The organism is Piscinibacter sp. HJYY11 (genome assembly GCF_016735515.1).
Taxonomy (GTDB): domain Bacteria; phylum Pseudomonadota; class Gammaproteobacteria; order Burkholderiales; family Burkholderiaceae_C; genus Rhizobacter.
The window spans coordinates 2,019,430-2,041,137 of sequence record NZ_JAERQZ010000001.1 but is presented as its reverse complement, the minus strand read 5'-3'; the positions used below and the strand labels follow the sequence as shown (position 1 = coordinate 2,041,137).

Sequence of the window (21,708 nt, the reverse complement as noted above, 5' to 3'; positions counted from 1 at the left end):
CCGCGGTGCGCCCTTTTCTTTGCAGTCAGGCCGATCAGGCCGACGGCTGAGACGGGGTCTGCGTCTCGAACGGCAGGCGGATCTGCGAGAGGTCCTTGCGCGTCTCCACCAGCACCAGCGGGCCTTCGTCGATCAGCTCCACCGGCTTGATCTCGCGTGGCACGTGCACCGGTTTCGGCTCGCGGGCCATGGCTTCCTGCACCGCGCGGATCTTGTCGGCGTCGGAGTTCACCCACTGCAGGCCGGCGGATTCGGCGACGGCTTGCAGCTGATCGGTGTTGAGCACATAGGGCTCAACCACGGCCGCGGCGGCGCTCGACGTCACCACCGGTTCCGGCTCGTTGGCGAGTGCTTCGACGACCGGCGCGATGGCTTCGGCTGCCGCGGCGGCCGTGATCGGCTGCGACTCGGCCGACGGCGCCGCCTCGGCTTCCGCGGACACCGAGGGCGGCAGTTCCGCATCGGCATCCGCGCTGATCGGCTCAGCGATACCGTCTGCCGCTGCGGCGCCTTCACCCGACTCCTCGCGGCGCTGGCGATCACGCCCACCGCGGCCGCGGCGACGGCGGCCACCTTCGCGTTCGCCACGCTCCTGGCCTTCACCTTGCGGCGCGCCTTCGGCATCGGCGCTCACGGCTTCGCCGGAGGCCTCGGCCGCCGACTCCAGCGGCAGCGCGCTCTGCGACTCGTCGCCGGCGACGGCATCCGTCACTTCGGTGTTGCGAGCCTCGTCGCGGTCACGACCACGGCCGCCACGGCGACGGCGGCGGCCCTGACGTTCCCCCTGGGCCTCGCCAGCCTGGCCTTCGGCTGCTTCACCGGGCACGGTGTCGACGAAAGCGCGCGCTTGGGCTTCCTCACTGCCCGCTGCCGCTTCCACGGGGGCCGGACGGGGCTGGCCGCCACGGCGCTGGTCGCGGCGGTTGTCGCCGCGGGCCTCGGCGCCTTCCTCACCACCACCTTCGGGGCGACGGGTGCGCTCTTCCTGGCGACCACCATCGGCCTGGGCTTCTTCCGGACGCTCGCCGCGCTCGTTGCGGCGGCCGCGGTTGCCACGGTCACCGCGCTCGTTGCGCTCGCCGCGTTGTTCGGAGCGTTCGCCACGCTCACCCCGTTGTTGTTCACCGCGTTCGGCGCTGCGTTCACCACGCTCTCCGCGCTCTCCGCGTTCACCACGACGGCCGTCACGACCGCCGCGGCCCCCACGGTTGTTGCGGTCACCACGGCCTTCACGGCGCTGCTCGGTGCTGGCTTCTGCAGAGGCGGGTGCCGAGGCTGGTGCTGCGGCCGGCGTGGCCTCGGCAGTGCCGAAGAGTTTTTTCACCCACGCAAAAAAGCCACCGCCGGAGACGGGTGCCACAGGGGGAGCTGCGACAGGTGCCGGGGCGGGCACGGGGGCCGCCACCACCGGCTCGGGCTTGGGCGGCGCGATGGGCGCGGCGGTGTCGGGCAGGATGCCCTTGATCACCGGCTCCTGCTTGGCCTTGGCCTTCTCGCGGCGGGTGATGGCCACTTCGTCGTCCGGCTCCTCGATCATCGAGTAGCTGACCTGCAGGTTCTCCAGGCGCGGGTCGTCGTGGCGCAGGCGCTCGAGCTTGTAGTTGGGCGTCTCGAGGTGCTTGTTGGGCACGAGCAGCACGGTCACGCGCTGCTTGAGTTCGATCTTGGTGATCTCGGGGCGCTTCTCGTTCAGCAGGAACGAGGTCACCTCCACCGGCACCTGCACGTGCACGGCAGCGGTGTTGTCCTTCATCGCTTCTTCCTGGACCATGCGCAGGATCTGCAGCGCCGACGATTCGGTGTCGCGGATGTGGCCGGTGCCGTTGCAGCGCGGGCAGGTGATGTGGCTGCCTTCGCTGAGCGCCGGGCGCAGGCGCTGGCGGCTCAGCTCCAGGAGGCCGAACTTGCTGATCGACGAGAACTGCACACGCGCGCGATCCTGGCGCAGCGCGTCGCGCAGGCGGCTCTCGACCTCGCGGCGGTTCTTCGACTCTTCCATGTCGATGAAGTCGACGACGATCAGGCCGCCCAGGTCGCGCAGGCGCATCTGGCGGGCGATTTCATCGGCCGCTTCGAGGTTGGTGCGGGTCGCGGTCTCTTCGATGTCGGAGCCGCGCGTGGAGCGGGCCGAGTTCACGTCGACCGACACCAGCGCTTCGGTGTGGTCGATCACGATGGCGCCGCCCGAGGGCAGGTTTACCGTGCGCGAGAACGCCGTCTCGATCTGGTGCTCGATCTGGAAGCGGCTGAACAGCGGCGCGTCGTCGCGGTAGCGCTTCACCTTCGGCGCGGCCTCCGGCATGACGTGCGTCATGAACTGGTGGGCCTGCTCGTAGATGTCGTCGGTGTCGATCAGGATCTCGCCAATGTCGGCGGTGAAGTAGTCGCGGATCGCGCGGATCACGAGCGACGACTCCTGGTAGATCAGGAAAGCGCCCTTGCCCTCTTTGGACGCAGCGTCGATCGCGGTCCAGAGCTTGAGCATGTAGTTCAGGTCCCACTGCAGCTCGGGCGCGCTGCGGCCGATGCCGGCGGTGCGGGCGATCAGGCTCATGCCCTTCGGGTACTCGAGCTGGTCGAGGTTTTCCTTCAGCTCTTCACGGTCTTCGCCCTCGATGCGGCGTGACACGCCACCACCACGCGGGTTGTTGGGCATCAGCACCAGGTAGCGGCCGGCCAGCGAGATGAAGGTGGTCAGCGCCGCGCCTTTGTTGCCGCGCTCTTCCTTCTCGACCTGCACCAGGAGCGAGTCGCCTTCCTTGATGGCGTCCTGGATGCGGGCATTGCGCACGTCGGTGCCGTCGCGGAAGTAGTTCTTCGAGATTTCCTTGAAGGGCAGGAAGCCGTGGCGCTCTTCGCCGTAGTCGACGAAACAGGCTTCGAGCGAGGGCTCGACGCGGGTCACGACTGCCTTGTAGATGTTGCCCTTGCGTTGCTCGCGGCCTTCGATCTCGGTCTCGAAGTCCATGAGCTTCTGACCATCGACGATGGCCAGGCGACGTTCTTCTTGCTGCGTCGCGTTGATCAGCATGCGTTTCATGTGCGCTCCTTCGCTGCACTGCTGCGATCTTTCGCAGTCAGGGACAGCTCATCCAACACGTCACCGCCGGCAGGACCGGCAGGCGACTCATCGATGCACGAGGAACGTGAAAGAACCGGAAGGAATCGCCCTGGACTGCGGTGACGTTGGCCGATCAGCGAAGGATCGGAGGCCCGTCAGGCAGCGTTGGCGCGTGCGTGGCAGCGGGCAAAGGGCGGGGCCGTGAGGCATGGGGCGCGCGACATCCGGCCACGGCGCTGCCGGCGCGACATTCGCGCAGGGGCAGCGTGGGGTGGGAGATGGGGCACGTCATCCGCTTTGATCACTGGACGCGGGCCAGAGCCTTGCACGTGTGGCCGGCGCACATCGCGCGTCGGCTAGTTGCTTGTCTCTGGCTTGGAAACCTTTTGGCGAGGGTTCGTTCTTGTTTCTCTGCCGCACCGGGCTGACTGCCGCTGTGTCACTTGGGGACTCGGCCTGCTGCATGCCGGGGTGCGTTGCATCACCTTTTGGCCACAACTTCTTCGCGTGGCCGGCCTCGTTGTGCTGGGTGATCGGCTGAGTAGGGCGCCGCTCGCGGCGTAAACTCAGAAAAATCAATCACTTACAGCGGAAACGTGGTGCGGCGCATTATAAGGGGCAAAGCGGAAACAACGGCAAGCCCGAGGCCTTCTGCCGCCCCTCCCGCCGTGCAGACGGTCGAGATCGACGAAGGCTCGGAGGGCCAGCGGCTCGACAACTTCCTGGTCAAGCTGCTGAAGGGCGTGCCCAAGACCCACGTGTACCGGGTCATCCGCTCCGGTGAGGTGCGCGTCAACAAGGGCCGGGCTTCGGCCGACACCCGGCTGGCACTGGGCGACATCATCCGGGTGCCGCCGGTGCGCATGGCCGACCCGGCCGCAGCACCGGCCGCCCCGGCGCGCGAATTTCCCATCGTCCATGAAGACGAGCACCTGATCGCCGTCAACAAGCCCGCCGGCGTGGCGGTGCACGGCGGCAGTGGCGTCAGCTCTGGCGTGATCGAGCAGCTGCGCCAGGCGCGGCCGACGGCGAAGTTCCTTGAGCTCGTGCACAGGCTCGACAAGGAAACCTCGGGCCTGCTGCTGATCGCCAAAAAGCGCTCGGCGCTGGTCGCCCTCCAGGACCAGTTTCGTGGGCGCGAAACGGGCAAGACCTACGCCGCGCTCGTGATCGGCGCCTGGCCGGCGAAGAAGAAGGTCATCGACGTGGCGCTGCACAAGTTCCTCACCGCCGAAGGCGAGCGGCGCGTGCGCACCGTCGACGACGACCACGACGAAGGCCGCCGTTCCATCACGCTCGTGAGCGTGGCCCAGGCCTATGCCGGCTTCACCCTGCTCGACGTGACCATCAAGACCGGCCGCACCCACCAGATCCGCGTGCACCTGGCCAGCGAAGGCCACCCGATCGCAGGCGACGAGAAATATGGCGACTTCACGCTCAACAAGGCCCTGGCCAAGGGCGAGGCGGTGAAGGGCCAGCGCTTCGAGCGCATGTTCCTGCACGCACGCCGGCTCCGCTTCCAGCACCCTGCCAGTGGCGAGGCGATCGAACTCCTCGCGCCCTTGCCCGCAGAATGCGAGGCATTCCTCCAAGCCTTGCCGCCCACCGCATGACCCGACCGCGCCGCTTCGACCTCATCGCCTTCGACTGGGACGGCACCCTGTTCGATTCGACGGCACTCATCACCCGCTGCATCCAGGCCGCCTGCGCCGACCTCGGCGTGGCCGTGCCGAGCGACAAGGACGCGAGCTATGTGATCGGCATGGGCCTGATCGACGCCTTGCAGCATGCCGCGCCCGGCCTGCCTCGCGAGCGCTACCCCGAGCTTGGCCAGCGCTACCGCCACCACTACTTCGCCAAGCAGCACGAGATCGTGCTCTTCAAGGGCACGATCGAGATGCTGAAGGCACTGAAGGCGCGCAACCACTGGCTGGCGGTGGCCACCGGCAAGTCGCGCACGGGGCTCAACGAAGCGCTGACCACGGTCGAGCTGCACGGCGTCTTCGACGGCACCCGCACCGCCGACGAAACCGCCTCCAAGCCCAACCCGCTGATGCTGCAGGAGCTGATGCGCGAATTCGGCGTCGACCCCGAGCGCACGCTGATGATCGGCGACACCACGCACGACCTGCAGCTGGCGCAGAACGCCGGGGCCGCGAGCGTGGGCGTGAGCTACGGCGCCCACACGCCGGAGAGCTTCGCGCAGTACAAGCCGCTGCACATCGCCCACTCTGTCGCCGACCTCGACGACTGGCTGGCCCGCCATGCCTGATGTCCAGCCCGAAGCGCCGGCCGTGCGCCTGTGCGCTTCGAGCGAGCTGACCGAGCGCGGCAAGGCCCACGTCTTCGAGGTGCAGCATTTCCACGAGAAGCTGCGCGCCTTCGTCCTGCGCTTCGATGGCCAGCTCGTCGCCTACCTCAACCGTTGCCTGCACGTGCCCACCGAGCTGGACTGGCAGCCCGGCGAGTTTCTCGACGCCGATCGCGAGTTCATCATCTGCTCCATCCACGGCGCCAGCTACGCGCCGAAAGACGGCCGCTGCGCCGGCGGCCCGTGCGGGCGCGGCAAGCTCACCGCGCTCAAGGTGATCGAGCGCGAGGGTGAGGTGTATTGGTATCCTTCCCGCGAGACCCGACCCGTCCCGCCTCCGCAGTTCTCCGCATGAATCCCGAAGACAACACCTCGCCGGCCGCCACGCCGGCTGAAGCCGCTGCTGCCGTTCCCCCTGCGCCGCCAGCAGCGCCCGCCACTGCCGTGCCCACGCCGCTCGAGCAGACGCTCGCCGTCTTTGCCCGCGACTACCTGGCCGACCGCCGCGCCGAGCGGCGCTGGCGGGTGTTTTTCCGCCTGTCCTGGCTCGTCTTCTTCCTGCTCGTGGTGTGGATGGCGCTGAGTTCGCGCACCAGCTCGACCGCGCCCAGCAGCCCGCACACCGCGCTGGTGGAGGTGCGCGGCGAGATCGCCGCCGACACCGAGGCCAGCGCCGAGTTGCTGGTGGCCGCGCTGAAAAACGCCTTCCAGGACGAAGGCGCGCAAGCCGTCGTGCTGCGTTTCAATTCCCCCGGCGGCAGCCCGGTGCAGGCCGGCATCATCAACGACGAGATCAAACGCCTGAAGGCGCTCTACAAGAAGAAGGTCTACGCGGTGATCGAGGAAGAGTGCGCCTCGGGTGCGTACTACATCGCCGTGGCGGCCGACGAGATCTATGCTGACAAGGCCAGCATCGTCGGCTCGATCGGCGTGCTGATGGACGGCTTCGGCTTCACCGGCACGATGGAAAAGCTCGGCGTCGAGCGCCGCCTCATCACCGCCGGCGAAAACAAAGGCATCGGCGATCCGTTCACGCCCTTGTCCGAGAAGCACCGTGCCTACACGCAGGCCATGATCGACCAGATCCACCGCCAGTTCATCCAGGTGGTGAAAGACGGCCGCGGCAAGCGCCTCAAGATGAACGGCGAGACCTTCTCGGGCCTGTTCTGGAACGGCGAAGAGGCTGTGAAGCTGGGCCTCGCTGACCACCTGGGCAACCTCGACTACGTGGCCCGCGAGGTGGTGAAGGCCGAGGAGATCATCGACTACACGCCGAAGGAAAACGTGGCCGAGCGGCTGGCCAAGCGCTTCGGCGCGTCGGTCGGCGAAGGCGCGGTGAAGGCGATGCGCGGGTTGCCCTCACTTCGATGATCAGTTCGACGGGTGCTCGCTGTTGCCCGTCGAAGTGCCCGGCGTCAGCTCGGTGAGCCCCGTGCCATCTGGCCGGATGCTGAACACGCGGAAGCGCAGGCCCTCGGCCGGCACCATCCGGTGGAAGTAGATCGTCTGGCTGTCGAGGCTCCACGCCGGCTTGCTGTTGATGTTGCCGTCGTCGATCAGGTAGGTCGCCGATTGGCCGACGATGGCGATGCGGATCGCCCAGCGGCCGATGCCGCCGTTCGCGGCCGGGTTCACGTTGACGAGCCACGCGATCTTGGTGCCGTCGGGTGAGTAGTAGGCGTCGTAGTCGGCCAGCGAGTCGTTGGTGATCTGCACCGCGGCGGCGAGGGGCGTCGCGTTCAACGCGAAGAGCTCATAGTTCGCGGGCGCGCACACGGCCGGATTGGCGCAGCCGTTGAAGAGCAGGGTGGCACCGTTTGGCGACCACGACACGTCGGTGTTCCACCCGTTGCGGTTGGTGTACTGCACCGGGTTCTGCCCGTTCGCATCGGTGACGAAGATTTCGGCGCGCGTGGTGCTGAGCGCCCCGAACATCGCGATCCTGGTGCCGTCGGGTGACCACTCGCCGTGGCCGTGCGCGGCCCAGCCGTTGCCGCCATCGGCGATGAGTTGCGTCTGACCGCTGCCGTCGGCGTTCATCACCCACAGGCTGGCGTTGAAGTAGTTTTCGGGGTCGCCTGCCGGTGATCGGTAGAAGAGGATCCTGGTGCGGTCGGGCGAGGCACGCGGCCACCAGTTCTCGTACAGCGCGTTGTTCGTGAGACGGCTGACGCAGCTGCCGTCGGTGCGCATCACGTAGATCTCATGCCGGCTGTCGTTGCGGTCAGAGTCGAACAGCAACTGGTTCATCTGCAGCGTCGGCACGGTGCCCGAACTGAAGCCCGAGCATTGCGGTGCGGCGGGCGAGCTCTCCGACTTGCCCCCACATCCCACGAGCGCTGCGATCAAGGTGAGGGCGGTGATCGACAAACGCATCGTGGGCTCCCTCTGTGATCAGCTGCCGGTGTCTTCGAGTGCCAGCAGCTCGGCCACCGTCTGTCGGCGGCGAATGAGGCGGATCTTGCCCGCATCGACCAGCACTTCGGGGATGAACGGGCGCGTGTTGTAGTTGGATGACATCGATGCCCCGTAGGCACCTGCATCGTGGAACACGAGCAGGTCGCCCACGTTTGCCTGTGGCAAGTCGCGGGTCTGCACCACGCCCCCTTCGCCTTGGGTGAACACGTCGCCCGATTCGCACAGCGGGCCGGCCACCACGGTGGGTTGCACGGCGCGCGCGGTGTCGTCGGCGGGCAGCACGTCGATGCGGTGGAAGCTGCCGTACATCGAAGGGCGCATCAGCTCGTTGAAGCCGGCATCGACCAGCACGAAATGGTTGCGCCCCATCTGCTTGGTGGCGCGCACTTCGGCCACCAGCACGCCCGCCTCGGCGACGAGGTAGCGGCCGGGTTCCAGCTCGAGGTGGATGGCGTGGCCTTGCTGCTTCGCGATCTCGCGGCGCGCGGCGTCCCACACGCTGAAGTAGTGCGCGGTGTCGATCTGCGGGTCGCCATCGCGGTAGGGGATCGAGAGGCCACCACCTGCCGAGATGGCCTCGATGGGCAGGTCGACCCTGGCCACCAGCTCGACCATCGCGTGGCACACCTGCTCCAGGTGCGAGTAGTCGACGCCCGAGCCGATGTGCATGTGCAGGCCGACGAGCTTCAGCCCATGCTGGCGGATGGCCGCGAGCGCGGCGGGCAGGTCGGTGTGCCAGATGCCGTGCTTGCTGTGCTCGCCGCCGGTGTTGGTCTTGTTGCTGTGGCCGTGGCCGAAGCCCGGGTTGATGCGCAGCCACACCCGGTGGCCGGGCGAGCGCTCGCCGAGCTGGTGGAGCATGTCGATGGAGCCGGCATTCACCGGCACCTTCAGCTCGGCGATGCGCGTGAGCGTGGCGTGGTCGAACAGGTCGGCGGTGAACACGATCTCGTCTCCGCCGGCCACGTAGCCCGCGGCCAGCGCCCGTTCGATCTCGCCCAGCGACACTGCGTCGACCTTCACGCCCTCTGCGCGCATCAGCCGCAGCAGATGGGTGTTGGAGTTGGCCTTCTGCGCGAAGCGGATGGTGTCGAACGCCTTGAGCGCGGCGATGCGCTGGCGGATGGTGGCGGCGTCATAGGCCCAGCAGGGCGTGCCGTGGGTGCGCGCGATGTCACGCAGGGTGGGGGCGGAAAACGGGTTCATGCCCCGCATCGTGCGCCGGATCGTGCATTCTGAAAAGTAATTGTTTGTCGATCATCCATTCAGAATGGATATGCTCCGCGCATGAAGCTGACGCACCGCCAGATCGAGGTCTTCCGAGCCGTGATGAACACCGGCAACGTGACCCAGGCCGCGCAGGCGTTGCACACCTCTCAGCCCACCGTCAGCCGCGAGCTGGCGCGCCTGGAGCAGGTGCTGCAGATGAACCTCTTCGACCGTGTGCGCGGCCGGCTGAGGCCCACCGCGCGCGCACTCGCCCTGCTCGAAGAGGTGCAGCGCTCCTACCTTGGCCTGGAGCGCATCGCCGCGGCTGCACGGTCTCTGCGCGAGTTCGCGCAGGGCCGTCTCAGCATCGCCTGCCTGCCCGCGCTGGCGCATGGGCTGCTGCCGTTGGCCGTGCAGCGCTTCGCCGCCGAGCACCCGCAGGTCGGCGTCTCCATCACGCCGCAGGAATCACCGCTGCTCGAAGAGTGGCTCACCGAGCAGCGCTTCGACCTCGGCCTCTGCGAACGCATCCATGCCCCCGCGGCGACGTCGACCTCGACGCTGCTGCAGGCCGACGAGGTGGGCGTGCTGCCCGATGGCCACCCCTTGCTGGCCAAGCGTGTGCTCAAGCCGAAGGACTTCGCCGGCCAGCCCTTTGTGAGCTTCGCCCCGGCCGACCCCTACCGCGAGCTGGTCGATGCGCTCTTCGAGCGCGAGGGCGTGCAGCGCCGCCTCGCCGTCGAGACGGCCAGTGCCGCATCGGTCTGTGCGCTGGTGCGGCAGGGCCTGGGCGTGGCCATCGTCAACCCGCTCACGGCGATGGAGCTGGCCGGTGCCGGGGTGCAGGTGCGGCCGCTGTCCTTCTCGATTCCGTTTGCGGTGACGCTGGTGCTGCCGCAGCTGCGGCCTGCCAGCCCCTTGCGTGAGGCCTTCGTCGCAGCCTTGCAACAGGCCGCGGGCAGCCTGCAAGCGCGCCTGCGGCAGTTGTCGAAGCGGTGAGGGCCCGCGGTTCAGCGGGCGGGGTGCCTCAGGCTTCGGCGGCCAGCACCTTCTGCACCGCCGGCAGCGACGCCATGCGGCGGCGGTGTTCGGCCACCTTGGGGAAGCGGGCCGGGTCCACACTGTCGCCTTCCATCCAGGTGGCGAGGGTGTAGAGGTACGGATCGGCAATGGTGTAGCGCTCACCCATGACCCAGGGGCCCTTGAAGAACTCGGTCTCGATCATCGCGAAGCCGTCGCCCACGGTCTGCGGCACCTTGGCCTTCATCGCCTCGATGGCTGCCGGGTCGTCGGCCCAGCGCGCGCCGCGCCGGCCGTGGGCGTGCGCCACGTGCACCGTCGAGCAGAGGTAGCTGCAGAAGGCATTGAGCTGCGCGAGCGCCCACGGGTCGTTGAACGGGACGAGCTTCGCCTCGGGGTAGCGCTGCGCGATGTAGAGCAGGATCGCCGGCGTCTCGGTCAGCACGCCGTGTTCGGTCACGAGCGCCGGCACGCGGCCGCGCGGGTTGAGCTTCAGGTATTCGGGCGAGCGCTGCTGCGAACTCTTGAAGTCGACCCGCTCCAGGCGGTAGTCGGCGCCGGCCTGCTCGAGGGCGATGTGCGCGGCGAGGGCGCAGGTGGCGGGGGCGTAGTAGAGGGTCAGCATCGGCTCAGGCCTTCAGCATGCCCTTGGTCTCGATGAAGGCGATCACGTCCTTCAAGCCGGCCTGGGTCTTGAGGTTGCTCATCACGAAAGGCCGGTTCGGCCGCATGCGTTTCGTGTCGGCTTCCATCACGTCGAGGTTGGCGCCGACGTAGGGCGCGAGGTCGGTCTTGTTGATGACGAAGAGGTCGCTCTTGGTGATGCCCGGGCCGCCCTTGCGCGGGATCTTCTCGCCAGCGGCGACATCGATCACATAGATGGTGAGGTCGGAAAGCTCCGGGCTGAAGGTGGCCGCGAGGTTGTCGCCGCCCGACTCGATGAACACGACGTCGGCGTTCGGGTACTTTTCCAGCATGCGGTCGACAGCTTCGAGGTTGATCGACGCGTCTTCGCGGATGGCGGTGTGCGGGCAGCCGCCCGTCTCCACGCCCATGATGCGGTCGGCCTCCAGCGCGCCGGCGACGGTCAGCAGGCGCTGGTCTTCCTTGGTGTAGATGTCGTTGGTGACGACGACCAGGTCGTACTGCTCGCGCATGGTCTTGCAGAGCATCTCGACCAGCGTCGTCTTGCCCGAACCCACCGGCCCGCCGACGCCCACGCGCAGCGGGGGCAGTTTCTTGGTGCGGTTGGGGATGGCGTGCAGGGTGCTCATGGTGTGTGGAAGCGGATGAGGGAGGGAAGGAGGGCGTTTACGAGCGGAAGAGCCGCGAGTACTGCGTCTCGTGCTGTGCCGACAGGATCGCCAGCATCGGCGTGTGCGCGCGGCGCTCGCTGTCGCCGAGCCGCATGGCGTGGGCCACGGCACCGGGGATCTCGTCGCCCAGCGCCGACAACACGCGCTGCCCGGCGCTTTGACCCAGCGGCACCGCCTTGAGCGCGGCCTGCATCATGTTCTCGGCCCAGCCGAACGCGAAGCTCAGCAAGGCCTCGCGCGCCGGCGCGCCGGTCTGCGCGGCGGCCAGCGCAAAGGCGACAGGCCACGTCGGTGCGGGCTTCAGCTGCGCGAGCGTGGCGACGCGTGCGTCTTCGACGCCACGGTTCTTGAGCCACTCGACCAGCGAGCGGCCCATCTGCTCGGTCTGCAAGCGCATCTCGCTCGACTCGCGGGTGGCGATCATCCAGTCGTTCAGTTCGGCGATGGTGGGCGTGTCGTCACGCTGCCAGGCGAGGAACGCGCGGTGCACCACCGACAGCTCGCTGCGCGCGAGGCCCACCCGAAGCTGGTCGAGCAGCCAGGCGCGTGTCTGCGCTTCGGTGGTAACCAGGCCGGCCTCGACAGCGGCTTCGAGGCCTTCCGAGTAGCTGAAGCCGCCCACCGGCAGCGCGGGCGACGCGAGCCACATCAGCTGCAGCAGGGCGCCCGGGGCGAGCGGCGGGGTCTGGCGCGAGAGGGGCCGTGAGCGCATGCGGCGGGTGACCCTCAGTGATCGTGGTTGCAGCCGGGGCCATGCTCGTGGTGAGCGTGGGCGTGGCCGTGGCTGTGATCGTGGTCGTGGTCGTGGTCGTGGTCGTGGTTGTGGTTGTGGTTGTGATGGTGGCCCTGATGGTCATGCCCGTGGTCGTGGCCGTGCCCGTGCGTCTCGTGGCCATGCGCGTGCCCATGACCCCCCGCCGCATATGCGCCGCCTTCCGGCTCGAAAGGCGCCAGCTCCTCGGTCACGATCAGGTGCATGTGGCGCAGCATGTCGGCCAGCACGTGGTCGGGCTCGAGGTGCAGGTGGTCGGGCTGCACTTCCAGTTGCACGTGGCGGTTGCCCAGGTGATAGGCCGCACGCAGCAGGTCGACCGGCGCGCCATGCTCGGGACACGTGCGCACCACCAGCACCGGCTGCGGCGTGGCGACCACCTTGATCAGCGAGCCGTCTTCGGCCACCAGCACGTCGCCCCCGCGCACCACGGTGCCCCGCGGCAGGAAGACACCGAGCGTGCGGCCTTGCGAGTCTTCGCTGTCGAAGCGGCTTTTCTGGCGGGTGTCCCAGTCGAGCACCACGGTGGCGGCGCGCTTGAGCAGCACGGGGGCAAGGCCGCGGCCTTGGGCGACGAGTTTGTTGACGGTCAGCATGGCGGGCAGTTTCGCAGCAAACACTGGGCCTGCGTCGGGCAGGGCAACGGAACCAAACCGCGCCGAGCCACTCATCGGAAATGCGAATCGTTCCTGATACGATTCCGCCGCGCCGGGGTCGCCCCGGTCTGCCGCCACTTGAGGACCTCCCATGAAGACCACTCTCCTTCCCCGTCTCGCGGCCGCCTTGCTGGCCACCGCCGCCGTCACCGCCCATGCCCAGGTGATCAACCTGTACACCGCGCGCCACTACCAGACCGACGAGGCGCTGTACGCCAACTTCACCAAGGAAACCGGCATCAAGATCAACCGCATCGAGGGCAAGGAAGACGAGCTGCTCGAGCGCATCAAGAACGAAGGCGCCAGCTCGCCGGCCGACGTGTTCATCACCGTTGACGCCTCGCGCCTGGAGATCGCCGACAAGGCCGGCGTCTTCGCGCCCGCCAACTCCAAGGTCCTCGACGCCCGCGTGCCCGCGCACCTGCGCACTGCCAACTGGCTGGCCTTCTCGACCCGCGCGCGCGTGATCGTCTACAACGCCAAGACGATCAACCCCGAGTGGGTGCAGACCTACGAAGACTTGGCCCACCCCCGCCTCAAGGGCCAGATCTGCGTGCGCTCCGGCTCGCACCCCTACAACCTCTCGCTGGGTGCGGCGCTCATCACCCACCACGGCGAAGCCAAGACCGAAGATTGGGCCAAGGGCGTGGTCGCCAACTTCGCCCGTGCCCCCAAGGGCGGCGACACCGATCAGCTGCGTGCCGTGGCCGCCGGCGAGTGCGGCGTGGCCATCTCCAACAGCTACTACGTTGCCCGCCTGATGCGCTCGACCAAGCCCGAGGATGTGAAGGACGTGGCGGCCCTCACCGTGGTCTGGCCCAACCAGAAGACCTGGGGCACGCACGTCAACGTGTCGGGGGGCGGCCTGATCAAGACCGCGCCCAACAAGGCCAATGCCATCAAGTTCCTGGAATACCTGGCGAGCGATTCGGCGCAGAACTACTTCGCCGACGGCAACAACGAATGGCCGGTGGTGAAGACTTCGTCGTTCAAGAACCCGGCGCTGGACAAGCTGGGCGCGTTCAAGGCGGATGAGACGCCGCTGTCGAAGTGGGCTCCTGCTACGGCTGCTGCACAGAAGGTGTTTGATCGGGCTGGGTGGCGCTGATTTCTTGAGGGGCGCGCGGCGGCGGGGTATCGCACTCCGCTCATGTCCCCCGAAAGAGATCGCTCCCGCGATCTCTTTCTCCTCCTTTACTTCGCTCCGTGCGACACCCCACCACCGCGCGCCAGCACGGCCGCGGCAGGGCGCCTCTTTCGTCGGGCAGTGTGTCTCGCAACGTGGGCACAGGGAGAGGGGCGCAGTGAAGTATTAGGCGGAATTCGCCAACCCGGGAGGGTTGGCGAAGGGGGACATGAACGGAGCCCCTCCCCCTGTGTCCACGTTGCCGCCGAAGCCGAGCCGATCACTCAGCCCCGATCCTTCGCAATCTGCCGGCACAGCACCACGAGCGGCAGTAACCCCACCACCACGATCGCGAGCGAGGCCGTCGAGGCCTCCGCCAAGCGCTCGTCCGACGCCAGCCGATAGGCCTGCGTCGCCAGCGTGTCGAAGTTGAACGGCCGCATCACCAGCGTGGCCGGCAGCTCCTTCATCACGTCGATGAACACGAGCAGCCCCGCCGTGAGCAACCCGCGCCGCAGCAGCGGCACATGCACCCGCATCAGCGTGCGCGCCGGCGTGAGGCCCAGGCTGCGCGCGGCATCGTCCATGTGCGGGGTGACGCGGTGCAGGGCCGAGTCGACGGTCTGCAGTGCCGCGGTGAGAAAGCGCACCACACACGCGAACACCAGCGCGGCAATCGTGCCGGTGAAGAGCAGCCCCACGTTCCAGCCGAAGCTCTCGCGCAGCCAGAGGGCCAGCGCGTTGTCCAGCCGCGCGACCGGGATCAGCACGCCCACGGCGATCACCGAGCCCGGCAGCGCGTAGCCCATGCCGGCAGCCCAGTGGGCGCTGCGGGCGACCGGGCCGGGGTCGAGCCGACGGGCGTAGGCGACCAGCAGGGCCAGCGCCACGGCGAGCAAGGCGGTGAGGCCCGAGACGACGAGGCTGTTGCGCGCCAGCTCGAAGAAGCGGGCACCGAACTGTGCATCCCCCTCGGTGATCGCCATGTGCAGCAGCACGCCGTTCGGCAGCAGGAAGCCCGCCGCGAGCGGCAGGCAGCAGGCCGCGAAGGCCAGCGCCGCACGCCAGCCGCGCAGGCGCGGCCCGCGGGGTGGCTGCCGGCGCAGGCCCGGCCCGTGGTAGCGGGCACGGCCGCGCGAGCTGCGCTCCAGCGCCAGCACCAGCAGCACGAAGCCCAGCAGGCACATCGACAGCTGGGCCGCCGCCGCACGGTCGCCGAGCGAGAACCACGCGCGGTAGATGCCGGTGGTGAAGGTCTGCACCGCGAAGTACGACACCGTGCCGTAGTCGGCCAGCGTCTCCATCAGCGCGAGCGCCACGCCGGCCGCGATGGCCGGCCGTGCCATCGGGACCGACAGCCGCAGGAAGCTCCGCCACGGGCTGAGCCCCAGCGAACGGCCGGCCTCCATCACGCCGCCGCCGCGCTCCAGGAACGCCGTGCGCGCCAGCATGTAGACATAGGGGTAGAGCACGCAGATGAACATTGCGATGGCGCCGCCGGTGCTGCGCACGTCGGGGAACCAGTAGTCGGCGCGGCTCCAGCCGAAGGTGTCGCGCAGCGCTCGCTGCACGGGCCCGGTGAACTGCAGCAGGTCGGTGTAGGTGTAGGCCATCACGTAGGCCGGCATCGCGAGTGGGAGGACCAGCAGCCATTCGAACTGGCGTCGGCCCGTGAAGTCGAGATGCGTCACGAGCCAGGCCGCGCCCACGCCGAGCAGCGCCACGCCGACGCCCACGCCCAAGCAGAGCACGAGGCTCGTCACGGCGTACTCGGGCAGCAGCGTGGCCACGAGGTGGGCCCAGGTGCTGCCGGTGCCGGCGCTGAAGAGGCTCGTCGCAACCGAGAGCACCGGCACCGCCACGATGGCGGCGATGACGAGGCTCCACCAGGTGAGCCAGCGGGTGGGGTGCAGTGCGGTGGAGATCGGGAGCGTCGTCATGGGGAAGCAGGCCGCGGGCAGTGTAAGGTGCGGCCTGTCCTCGATTGCCTGCGCCATGTCGTCTTTGCCCCACCCCGTCCTCGAACTGAACCAGCTCGGCCACCGCTACGGCGCACAGTCCACCTTCAGCGGCATTGATCTCACGCTTGCCGCCGGCACGGTCTGCTGCCTGCTCGGCCCCTCTGGCTGCGGGAAGACGACGGTGCTGCGCTGCATCGGCGGCTTCGAGCGTGTGGCCGAAGGCGAGGTGCGCATCGACGGCCGGGTGGTCGCCAGCCCCGGAGCCCATGTGCCGCCCGAGCACCGCCGCATCGGCATGGTGTTCCAGGACTACGCGCTCTTTCCCCACCTCACGGTGCTGCGCAACGTGGGCTTCGGCGTGGCCGACAAGCGCGCCGCCGACGACCGTGCGATGGAGCTGCTGCACACGGTGGGCCTTGCGTCCGCCGCCCAGCGCTACCCGCATGAACTCTCGGGCGGCCAGCAGCAGCGTGTGGCCTTGGCGCGGGCGCTTGCGCCCCGGCCGCGGCTCCTGCTGCTCGACGAGCCTTTCTCCAACCTCGACGTCGAGCTGCGCGAACAGCTGGCCGCCGAGGTGCGCACCATCCTCAAGGCGGCGGGCACGACGGCCGTGTTCGTCACGCACGACCAGAACGAGGCCTTCGCGATGGCCGACGAGATCGCCGTGCTGCACCAGGGCCGCATCCAGCAGCTCGCCGGCGCCTACGAGCTGTACCACCGGCCAAACAGCCGTTTCGTGGCCGACTTCATCGGCCAGGGGGTGTTCGTCGATGCGGAAGTGGTGGCGCCTCAGCGCCTGCGCCTCGAGCTCGGGGAAGTGAGCTCAGAGCATCCCATCCGCCTGGCCGACACCGGCGTGGCCTGTGCGGTGGGCGAGCGTGTGCAGGTGCTGATGCGGCCCGACGACGTGCTGCACGACGACGCGAGCCCGCTGCGGGCAACGGTGCAGCACAAGGCCTTCCGCGGCGCCGAGATCCTCTACACCTTGCAGCTCGGCAGCGGTGCGCGCGTGCTGGCGCTCGTGCCGTCGCACCACAACCACGCGCTGCAGGAAGCGATCGGCGTGCGCCTGGACATGGACCACGTGATCGCTTTCGCGCCGCAGCGCTGACGCCTCACTTCGTGGCCGGCCGGCTGGAGAAGGCGGTCAGGAGCCCGAGGCCGATGAACGATGCACCGGCCGCACGCTGGCCCCAGCGCGCATGCCGGCCCAGCTGGCCGATGCGCGGCGCGATGAGGCTTGCCGCCAGCACGTAGAAGAGGTCGGTGCAGGCCGCCACCGCCACGAAGCTGGCGCCGAGCGCCAGGCTCTGCGTCAGCGCCGGGGCGTTGGGTGTCATGAACTGCGGCAGGAAGGCCGCGAAGAAGAGCGCCGTTTTCGGGTTCAGCAGCGCGACGACGAAGCCGTCGCGAAAGATGCGCCGGCGCTTGAGTGGCTCGACCGGCGTGTCGCCCGCCGTCGTCGTGGCGCCGGCGGTGCGCAGCATTCGCACGCCCATCCAGATCAAATACACCGCGCCCGCCCACTTCACCACCGTGAAGGCTGCCGACGACACGGCGAAGAGCGCCGCCAGGCCGAGCGCTGCGCCAACCGCGTTGCCCAGGTTGCCGAGTGCCACGCCGGCCACCGACGCGAGGCCGGAGGCGCGCCCTTGCGACAGCGTGCGCGCGAGGATGTAGACGACCGCCGGGCCCGGCGTGATGGCGAGGATGAAGCTCGCGGTCAGGAACGCAAGCAGCAGGGGCAGGGGCGGCAGCAGGTCGTGCAGCATGGGAATCTCCGGGGCGGGGTTGTGGCGAGTATCGCGCGCGCTGCCGCGCTTGTTTTGCGCCGTGGAACACCCCCTGCGGGGAAGCACTCAATGCGCATTCGCGTGCGGGTGTGAAGATGGCCCGATCCACTCAGAGGAGACACTCCATGCAACGCCGAGATTTCATCCGCTTCGCGGGCGCCGCCACGGTCACGTCGAGCATCGCTGGCCCGCTCCACGCGCAGGCCAACTTCCCCAGCCAGCCGATCAAGCTGCTGCTGGCCTTCGCGGCGGGCGGCTCCACCGACGCGATGTTCCGCGTGATGGCGGAAAACGCCTCGCCCCTCTTCGGCCAGACGGTGATCGTCGAGGCCAAGCCCGGAGGCGGCGGCACCATGGCCGGCCAGCTGCTGCTGCAGGCCAAGCCCGATGGCTACACGCTGGCGCAGCTGCCGATCAGCGTCTTCCGCCTGCCCTACACGCAGAAGATCACCTGGAACCCGGTCACCGAGTTCAGCTACGTGATCGGCATCACCGGCTACTCCTTCGGCATCGCGGTGCCGAGCGATTCGCCGATCAAGACGTGGGCCGATCTCGTGGCCTGGGCGAAAGCCAACCCCGGCAAGCTGACCTACGCCACGAGCGGCATCTACACCACGCCGCACCTGACGATGGAAGACATCTCGTACCGCCTGGGCATCGAGATGAACCACATCCCCTACAAAGGCATGGCCGAGATCATCCCGGCGATCCTCGGAGGGCAGGTGATGGCGGTGGCCGACAGCATCGGCTTCGGCCCGCACGTGCTGAGCGGCAAGCTGCGGCTGCTCAACACCTGGGGCGCGACCCGCGCGAAGAAATTCCCCGACGCCCCCACACTCACCGAGCTGGGCATCCCCATCGTGCAGAACTCGCCCTACGGCCTGGTCGGCCCGAAGGGCATGGACCCGGCCATCGTGAAGAAGCTGCACGACACCTTCAAGCGCGCCATCGAGATGAACAACCACATCGAGGTGATGGGCCGCTACGACCAGGAGCTGCTGTACATGTCGCCGGAGCAATACCGCAAGTTCGCGGAGGACACGATGGCGCGCGAGAAGGTGGTGATCGAGCGGCTGAAGGCGATGGGGAAGGTGACCTGAGTCAAGGGCTGGCGGCGCGCGGCTGCGATATTCTTCTGGCCGTTGCCTGCCGATTTCGAGAGCGGGCGTTCAGGGAGAGTGAGTCATGGTTCGTCGCGTCGTCCTCGTTGCTTCGGGTGTGCTGGTGTCTTTGGGCCTGGCTGGATGTCCGTTCTTTGGCCTGGCCACTGTCGGCGGCTCGCTGACCGGGCTGAGCAGCGGGGCGAGCGTCACGCTGCAGAACAACGGTGCAGACGACCTCACGCTGTCACAGAACGGTCGATTCACGTTCTCCCGCACGCTCGATGCCGATGACGACTACAGCGTGACCGTGCTGACGCAGCCCGTGAGCCAGACCTGCACCGTTACCAACGGCAGCGGGAAGATCAACTCGCGGGCTAGCGATGTCGAGAACGTGCAGGTGAGCTGTACCACGACAGCGGGCATCAGTGGCACGGTGTCGGGGCTGACGGCTGGGGTTGCCGTGACACTGCTCAACAACGGTGGCAATGCGCTGGTGGTGGGGCTCAATGGCCCGTTTGTTTTTTCCAACTTGCCGTCAAACGGAGCGGCCTATGCTGTGACTGTGGGCACCCAGCCGCTCGGGCTTACCTGCACGGTTGCGAATGGTTCAGGCAACTACACGATCGGCACCGCAACAAACGTTGCCGTAACGTGCGCTCCCTAATGTTGTTGAGATTCGACGCGATCCGCGACGACTTGCGGCAGCGCTGAATGAGTGCGACGGCGAGGACGCTCAGAACAGAAAGTACTTCTGCGCCATCGGCAGCACGGTGGCCGGCTCGCAGGTGAGCAGCTGGCCGTCGGCCCGCACCTCGTAAGTCTGGGCATCGACCTCGATCTTCGGCGTGCCGCTGTTGTGGACCATGTCGGCCTTGCCGATCTTGCGGGTGTTCTTCACTGCGACGGCACGGCGCTGCAGGCCCAGCTTGTCGGGCACGCCGAGGTCGAGCGCGGCCTGTGAGACGAAGGTCACGCAGGTCGCGTTCATGGCCGTGCCGTAGCCCGCGAACATCGGCCGGTAGTGCACCGGCTGCGGCGTCGGGATCGAGGCATTCGGGTCGCCCATCGCGGCGGCCGCAATCGCGCCGCCCTTGAGGATCAGCGAGGGCTTCACACCGAAGAAGGCCGGCTTCCACACCACCAGATCGGCCAGCTTGCCCACTTCGACCGAGCCCACCTCGTGCGAGATGCCCTGCGTGATTGCCGGGTTGATCGTGTACTTGGCGATGTAGCGCTTGACGCGGAAGTTGTCGTGGCGCGCGTTGTCTTCGGGCAGCGTGCCGCGCTGCTGCTTCATCTTGTCGGCCGTCTGCCAGGTGCGGATGATCACCTCGCCCACGCGCCCCATGGCCTGGCTGTCGCTCGACATCATCGAGAACACGCCCACGTCGTGCAGGATGTCCTCGGCCGCGATCGTCTCGCGGCGGATGCGGCTCTCGGCAAACGCCAGGTCCTCGGCGATCGAGGCGTCGAGGTGGTGGCACACCATCAGCATGTCGAGGTGCTCGTCGATGGTGTTCACCGTGTACGGCATCGTCGGGTTGGTCGACGAGGGCAGTACGTTGCTCAAGCCCGCGCACTTGATGATGTCGGGCGCATGCCCGCCGCCCGCGCCTTCGGTGTGGAAGGTTGCAATCGTGCGGCCCTTGAAGGCGGCGATGGTGTCTTCGACGAAGCCCGATTCGTTGAGCGTGTCGGTGTGGATGGTGATCTGCACATCGTGCCGCTCGGCGACCGACAGGCAGTTGTCGATGGCGGCGGGCGTGGTGCCCCAGTCCTCGTGCAGCTTCAGGCCATAGGCGCCGGCTTCGATCTGCTCGTCCAGCGCCCCGGGCAGGCTCGCATTGCCCTTGCCCTGGAAGCCAAGGTTCATCGGGAAGCTCTCGGCTGCCTTGAGCATCTGGTGGATGTGCCACGGCCCCGGCGTGCAGGTCGTGGCAAAGGTGCCGGTCGCCGGCCCGGTGCCGCCGCCGAGCATGGTGGTCACGCCGCTCATCAGCGCTTCCTCGATCTGCTGCGGGCAGATGAAGTGGATGTGCGTGTCGATGCCGCCGGCGGTGATGATGTTGCCCTCGCCCGCGATGATCTCGGTGCCCGGGCCGATGATGATGTCGACGCCCGGTTGCACGTCGGGGTTGCCGGCCTTGCCGATGCCGCTGATGCGGCCGTGCTTGAGGCCGATGTCGGCTTTCACGATGCCCCAGTGGTCGATGATCAGGGCGTTGGTGATCACCGTGTCGGCCACCTCCTTGGCGAGCCGCTGGCTCTGGCCCATGCCGTCGCGGATGGTCTTGCCGCCGCCGAACTTCACCTCTTCGCCGTAGGTACCGGCCGCGAGGGTGTAGTCCTTTTCCACCTCGACGATGAGGCCGGTGTCGGCCAGCCGCACGCGGTCACCGGTGGTGGGGCCGAACATCTCGGCATAGGCGCGTCTTGTGATGGTTGCCATGCTGGGGTCTGGTTCTTGAATGAAGAAGGATCAGAGCGCGCCTTGCACCAGGCCACGGAAGCCATACACCTTGCGCTCGCCGGAGAAGTCGACCAGCTCGACGGTGCGCTGCTGGCCCGGCTCGAAGCGCACTGCGGTGCCCGAGGCGATGTTCAGCCGCATGCCGTGCGCGGCCTTGCGGTCGAACTTCAGCGCGGCGTTGGTCTCGGCGAAGTGGTAGTGCGAGCCGACCTGGATCGGCCGGTCGCCGGTGTTCTCGATCACGAGCGTGGCGGTGCGGCGGCCGGCGTTGAGCACATGGTCGGGCCCGTCGGTGAAGAGCTCGCCGGGCGTCATCACTTCCTCCGGCTGAACCAGACGGCCGCACCGGCCAAGGCCAGCACGACGACGAAGCCGAGGGTGTCGGTGGCGTGCCAGTGCGAGCCGGTGGGGCCGTGCCCGTCATGGGCGAAGGCAGGGGCCGCGAGGGCCAGCGAAATCAGGGCAGCAAGACGCGTCATGTCGGAGGCTCCG

The 21,708-nt window shown here is 68.0% G+C and carries 21 protein-coding genes; 9 read left to right on the top strand and 12 right to left on the bottom strand.

The window, feature by feature from the left end; genetic code table 11:
- Positions 1-34: 34 nt before the first annotated feature.
- Positions 35-3,040, bottom strand: coding sequence for an Rne/Rng family ribonuclease (locus tag JI745_RS09290; protein WP_201805614.1), 3,006 nt, complete (start codon positions 3,038-3,040; stop codon positions 35-37).
- Positions 3,041-3,660: 620 nt separating this feature from the next.
- Here JI745_RS09290 and JI745_RS09285 point away from each other — a divergent pair.
- Genes JI745_RS09285 through JI745_RS09270 form a run of 4 tightly spaced genes read left to right on the top strand, consistent with a single transcriptional unit; the run spans position 3,661 to position 6,743 of the window.
- Positions 3,661-4,674, top strand: coding sequence for an RluA family pseudouridine synthase (locus JI745_RS09285; protein WP_404932806.1), 1,014 nt, complete (start codon positions 3,661-3,663; stop codon positions 4,672-4,674).
- Positions 4,671-5,333: an HAD family hydrolase gene (locus JI745_RS09280; protein WP_201805611.1), complete on the top strand. Its 663-nt coding sequence runs from the start codon at positions 4,671-4,673 to the stop codon at positions 5,331-5,333. Before JI745_RS09285 ends, JI745_RS09280 begins: the two co-directional genes overlap by 4 nt.
- Positions 5,326-5,727, top strand: a complete 402-nt coding sequence (locus JI745_RS09275) for a Rieske 2Fe-2S domain-containing protein (protein WP_201805610.1) — start codon at positions 5,326-5,328, stop codon at positions 5,725-5,727. The genes JI745_RS09280 and JI745_RS09275 overlap by 8 nt, the downstream gene beginning before the upstream one ends.
- Positions 5,724-6,743, top strand: coding sequence for a S49 family peptidase (locus JI745_RS09270; protein WP_201805609.1), 1,020 nt, complete (start codon positions 5,724-5,726; stop codon positions 6,741-6,743). The genes JI745_RS09275 and JI745_RS09270 overlap by 4 nt, the downstream gene beginning before the upstream one ends.
- Here the strand turns inward: JI745_RS09270 and JI745_RS09265 are convergent, their stop codons facing one another.
- Positions 6,744-7,748 carry a PD40 domain-containing protein gene (locus JI745_RS09265; protein WP_201805608.1) on the bottom strand — a complete coding sequence of 335 codons (1,005 nt, stop codon included), beginning with the start codon at positions 7,746-7,748 and terminating at the stop codon, positions 6,744-6,746. It lies immediately after the preceding gene.
- A gap of 18 nt (positions 7,749-7,766) precedes the next feature.
- Positions 7,767-8,996: a diaminopimelate decarboxylase gene (gene lysA, locus JI745_RS09260; RefSeq protein ID WP_201805607.1), complete on the bottom strand. Its 1,230-nt coding sequence runs from the start codon at positions 8,994-8,996 to the stop codon at positions 7,767-7,769.
- Positions 8,997-9,077: 81 nt separating this feature from the next.
- Between lysA and JI745_RS09255 the strand changes: the two genes are divergently transcribed.
- On the top strand, positions 9,078-9,998 hold the full coding sequence (locus JI745_RS09255; RefSeq protein ID WP_201805606.1) for a LysR family transcriptional regulator: 921 nt from the start codon (positions 9,078-9,080) through the stop codon (positions 9,996-9,998).
- 28 nt (positions 9,999-10,026) lie between these two features.
- Here the strand turns inward: JI745_RS09255 and JI745_RS09250 are convergent, their stop codons facing one another.
- Genes JI745_RS09250 through ureE form a run of 4 tightly spaced genes read right to left on the bottom strand, consistent with a single transcriptional unit; the run spans position 10,027 to position 12,703 of the window.
- Positions 10,027-10,644, bottom strand: coding sequence for a glutathione S-transferase family protein (locus JI745_RS09250; protein ID WP_201805605.1), 618 nt, complete (start codon positions 10,642-10,644; stop codon positions 10,027-10,029).
- A 4-nt stretch (positions 10,645-10,648) separates the two neighbouring features.
- The gene (gene ureG / locus JI745_RS09245; protein WP_201805603.1) at positions 10,649-11,293 is read right to left on the bottom strand and encodes an urease accessory protein UreG; all 645 of its coding nucleotides are present in this window, start codon (positions 11,291-11,293) and stop codon (positions 10,649-10,651) included.
- A gap of 37 nt (positions 11,294-11,330) precedes the next feature.
- Positions 11,331-12,047 carry an urease accessory protein UreF gene (locus JI745_RS09240; RefSeq protein ID WP_201805601.1) on the bottom strand — a complete coding sequence of 239 codons (717 nt, stop codon included), beginning with the start codon at positions 12,045-12,047 and terminating at the stop codon, positions 11,331-11,333.
- Positions 12,048-12,061: 14 nt separating this feature from the next.
- The gene (ureE, locus tag JI745_RS09235) at positions 12,062-12,703 is read right to left on the bottom strand and encodes an urease accessory protein UreE (protein ID WP_201805599.1); all 642 of its coding nucleotides are present in this window, start codon (positions 12,701-12,703) and stop codon (positions 12,062-12,064) included.
- Positions 12,704-12,854: 151 nt separating this feature from the next.
- Here ureE and JI745_RS09230 point away from each other — a divergent pair, with 151 nt between their 5' ends.
- Positions 12,855-13,871 (top strand): extracellular solute-binding protein, encoded by a 1,017-nt coding sequence (locus JI745_RS09230; protein ID WP_201805597.1) that lies wholly within the window; start codon positions 12,855-12,857, stop codon positions 13,869-13,871.
- A 302-nt stretch (positions 13,872-14,173) separates the two neighbouring features.
- On the opposite strand, the gene JI745_RS09225 is transcribed toward JI745_RS09230, so the two are convergent.
- Positions 14,174-15,829, bottom strand: a complete 1,656-nt coding sequence (locus tag JI745_RS09225) for an iron ABC transporter permease (protein WP_201805596.1) — start codon at positions 15,827-15,829, stop codon at positions 14,174-14,176.
- A 55-nt stretch (positions 15,830-15,884) separates the two neighbouring features.
- Here JI745_RS09225 and JI745_RS09220 point away from each other — a divergent pair, with 55 nt between their 5' ends.
- Positions 15,885-16,961, top strand: coding sequence for an ABC transporter ATP-binding protein (locus JI745_RS09220; RefSeq protein WP_201805595.1), 1,077 nt, complete (start codon positions 15,885-15,887; stop codon positions 16,959-16,961).
- Positions 16,962-16,965: 4 nt separating this feature from the next.
- Here the strand turns inward: JI745_RS09220 and JI745_RS09215 are convergent, their stop codons facing one another.
- Positions 16,966-17,619 (bottom strand): LysE family translocator, encoded by a 654-nt coding sequence (locus tag JI745_RS09215; RefSeq protein WP_201812447.1) that lies wholly within the window; start codon positions 17,617-17,619, stop codon positions 16,966-16,968.
- 149 nt (positions 17,620-17,768) lie between these two features.
- On the opposite strand from JI745_RS09215, the gene JI745_RS09210 reads away from it, so the two are divergent.
- Both JI745_RS09210 and JI745_RS09205 read left to right on the top strand, forming a co-directional pair.
- Positions 17,769-18,743, top strand: coding sequence for a tripartite tricarboxylate transporter substrate binding protein (locus tag JI745_RS09210; protein WP_201805594.1), 975 nt, complete (start codon positions 17,769-17,771; stop codon positions 18,741-18,743).
- A gap of 85 nt (positions 18,744-18,828) precedes the next feature.
- Entirely contained in the window at positions 18,829-19,410 is a 582-nt protein-coding gene (locus JI745_RS09205; protein ID WP_201805593.1) for a hypothetical protein, read from the top strand.
- Between the two features lie 69 nt (positions 19,411-19,479).
- Here the strand turns inward: JI745_RS09205 and ureC are convergent, their stop codons facing one another.
- From ureC to JI745_RS09190, 3 genes are read right to left on the bottom strand one after another with little or no spacing between them, the layout of a single operon-like run.
- Entirely contained in the window at positions 19,480-21,195 is a 1,716-nt protein-coding gene (ureC, locus tag JI745_RS09200; RefSeq protein ID WP_201805592.1) for an urease subunit alpha, read from the bottom strand.
- Between the two features lie 30 nt (positions 21,196-21,225).
- On the bottom strand, positions 21,226-21,531 hold the full coding sequence (locus JI745_RS09195; protein WP_201805591.1) for an urease subunit beta: 306 nt from the start codon (positions 21,529-21,531) through the stop codon (positions 21,226-21,228).
- Positions 21,531-21,695, bottom strand: coding sequence for a hypothetical protein (locus JI745_RS09190; RefSeq protein ID WP_201805590.1), 165 nt, complete (start codon positions 21,693-21,695; stop codon positions 21,531-21,533). The genes JI745_RS09195 and JI745_RS09190 overlap by 1 nt, the downstream gene beginning before the upstream one ends.
- Between the last annotated feature and the right edge of the window lie 13 nt (positions 21,696-21,708).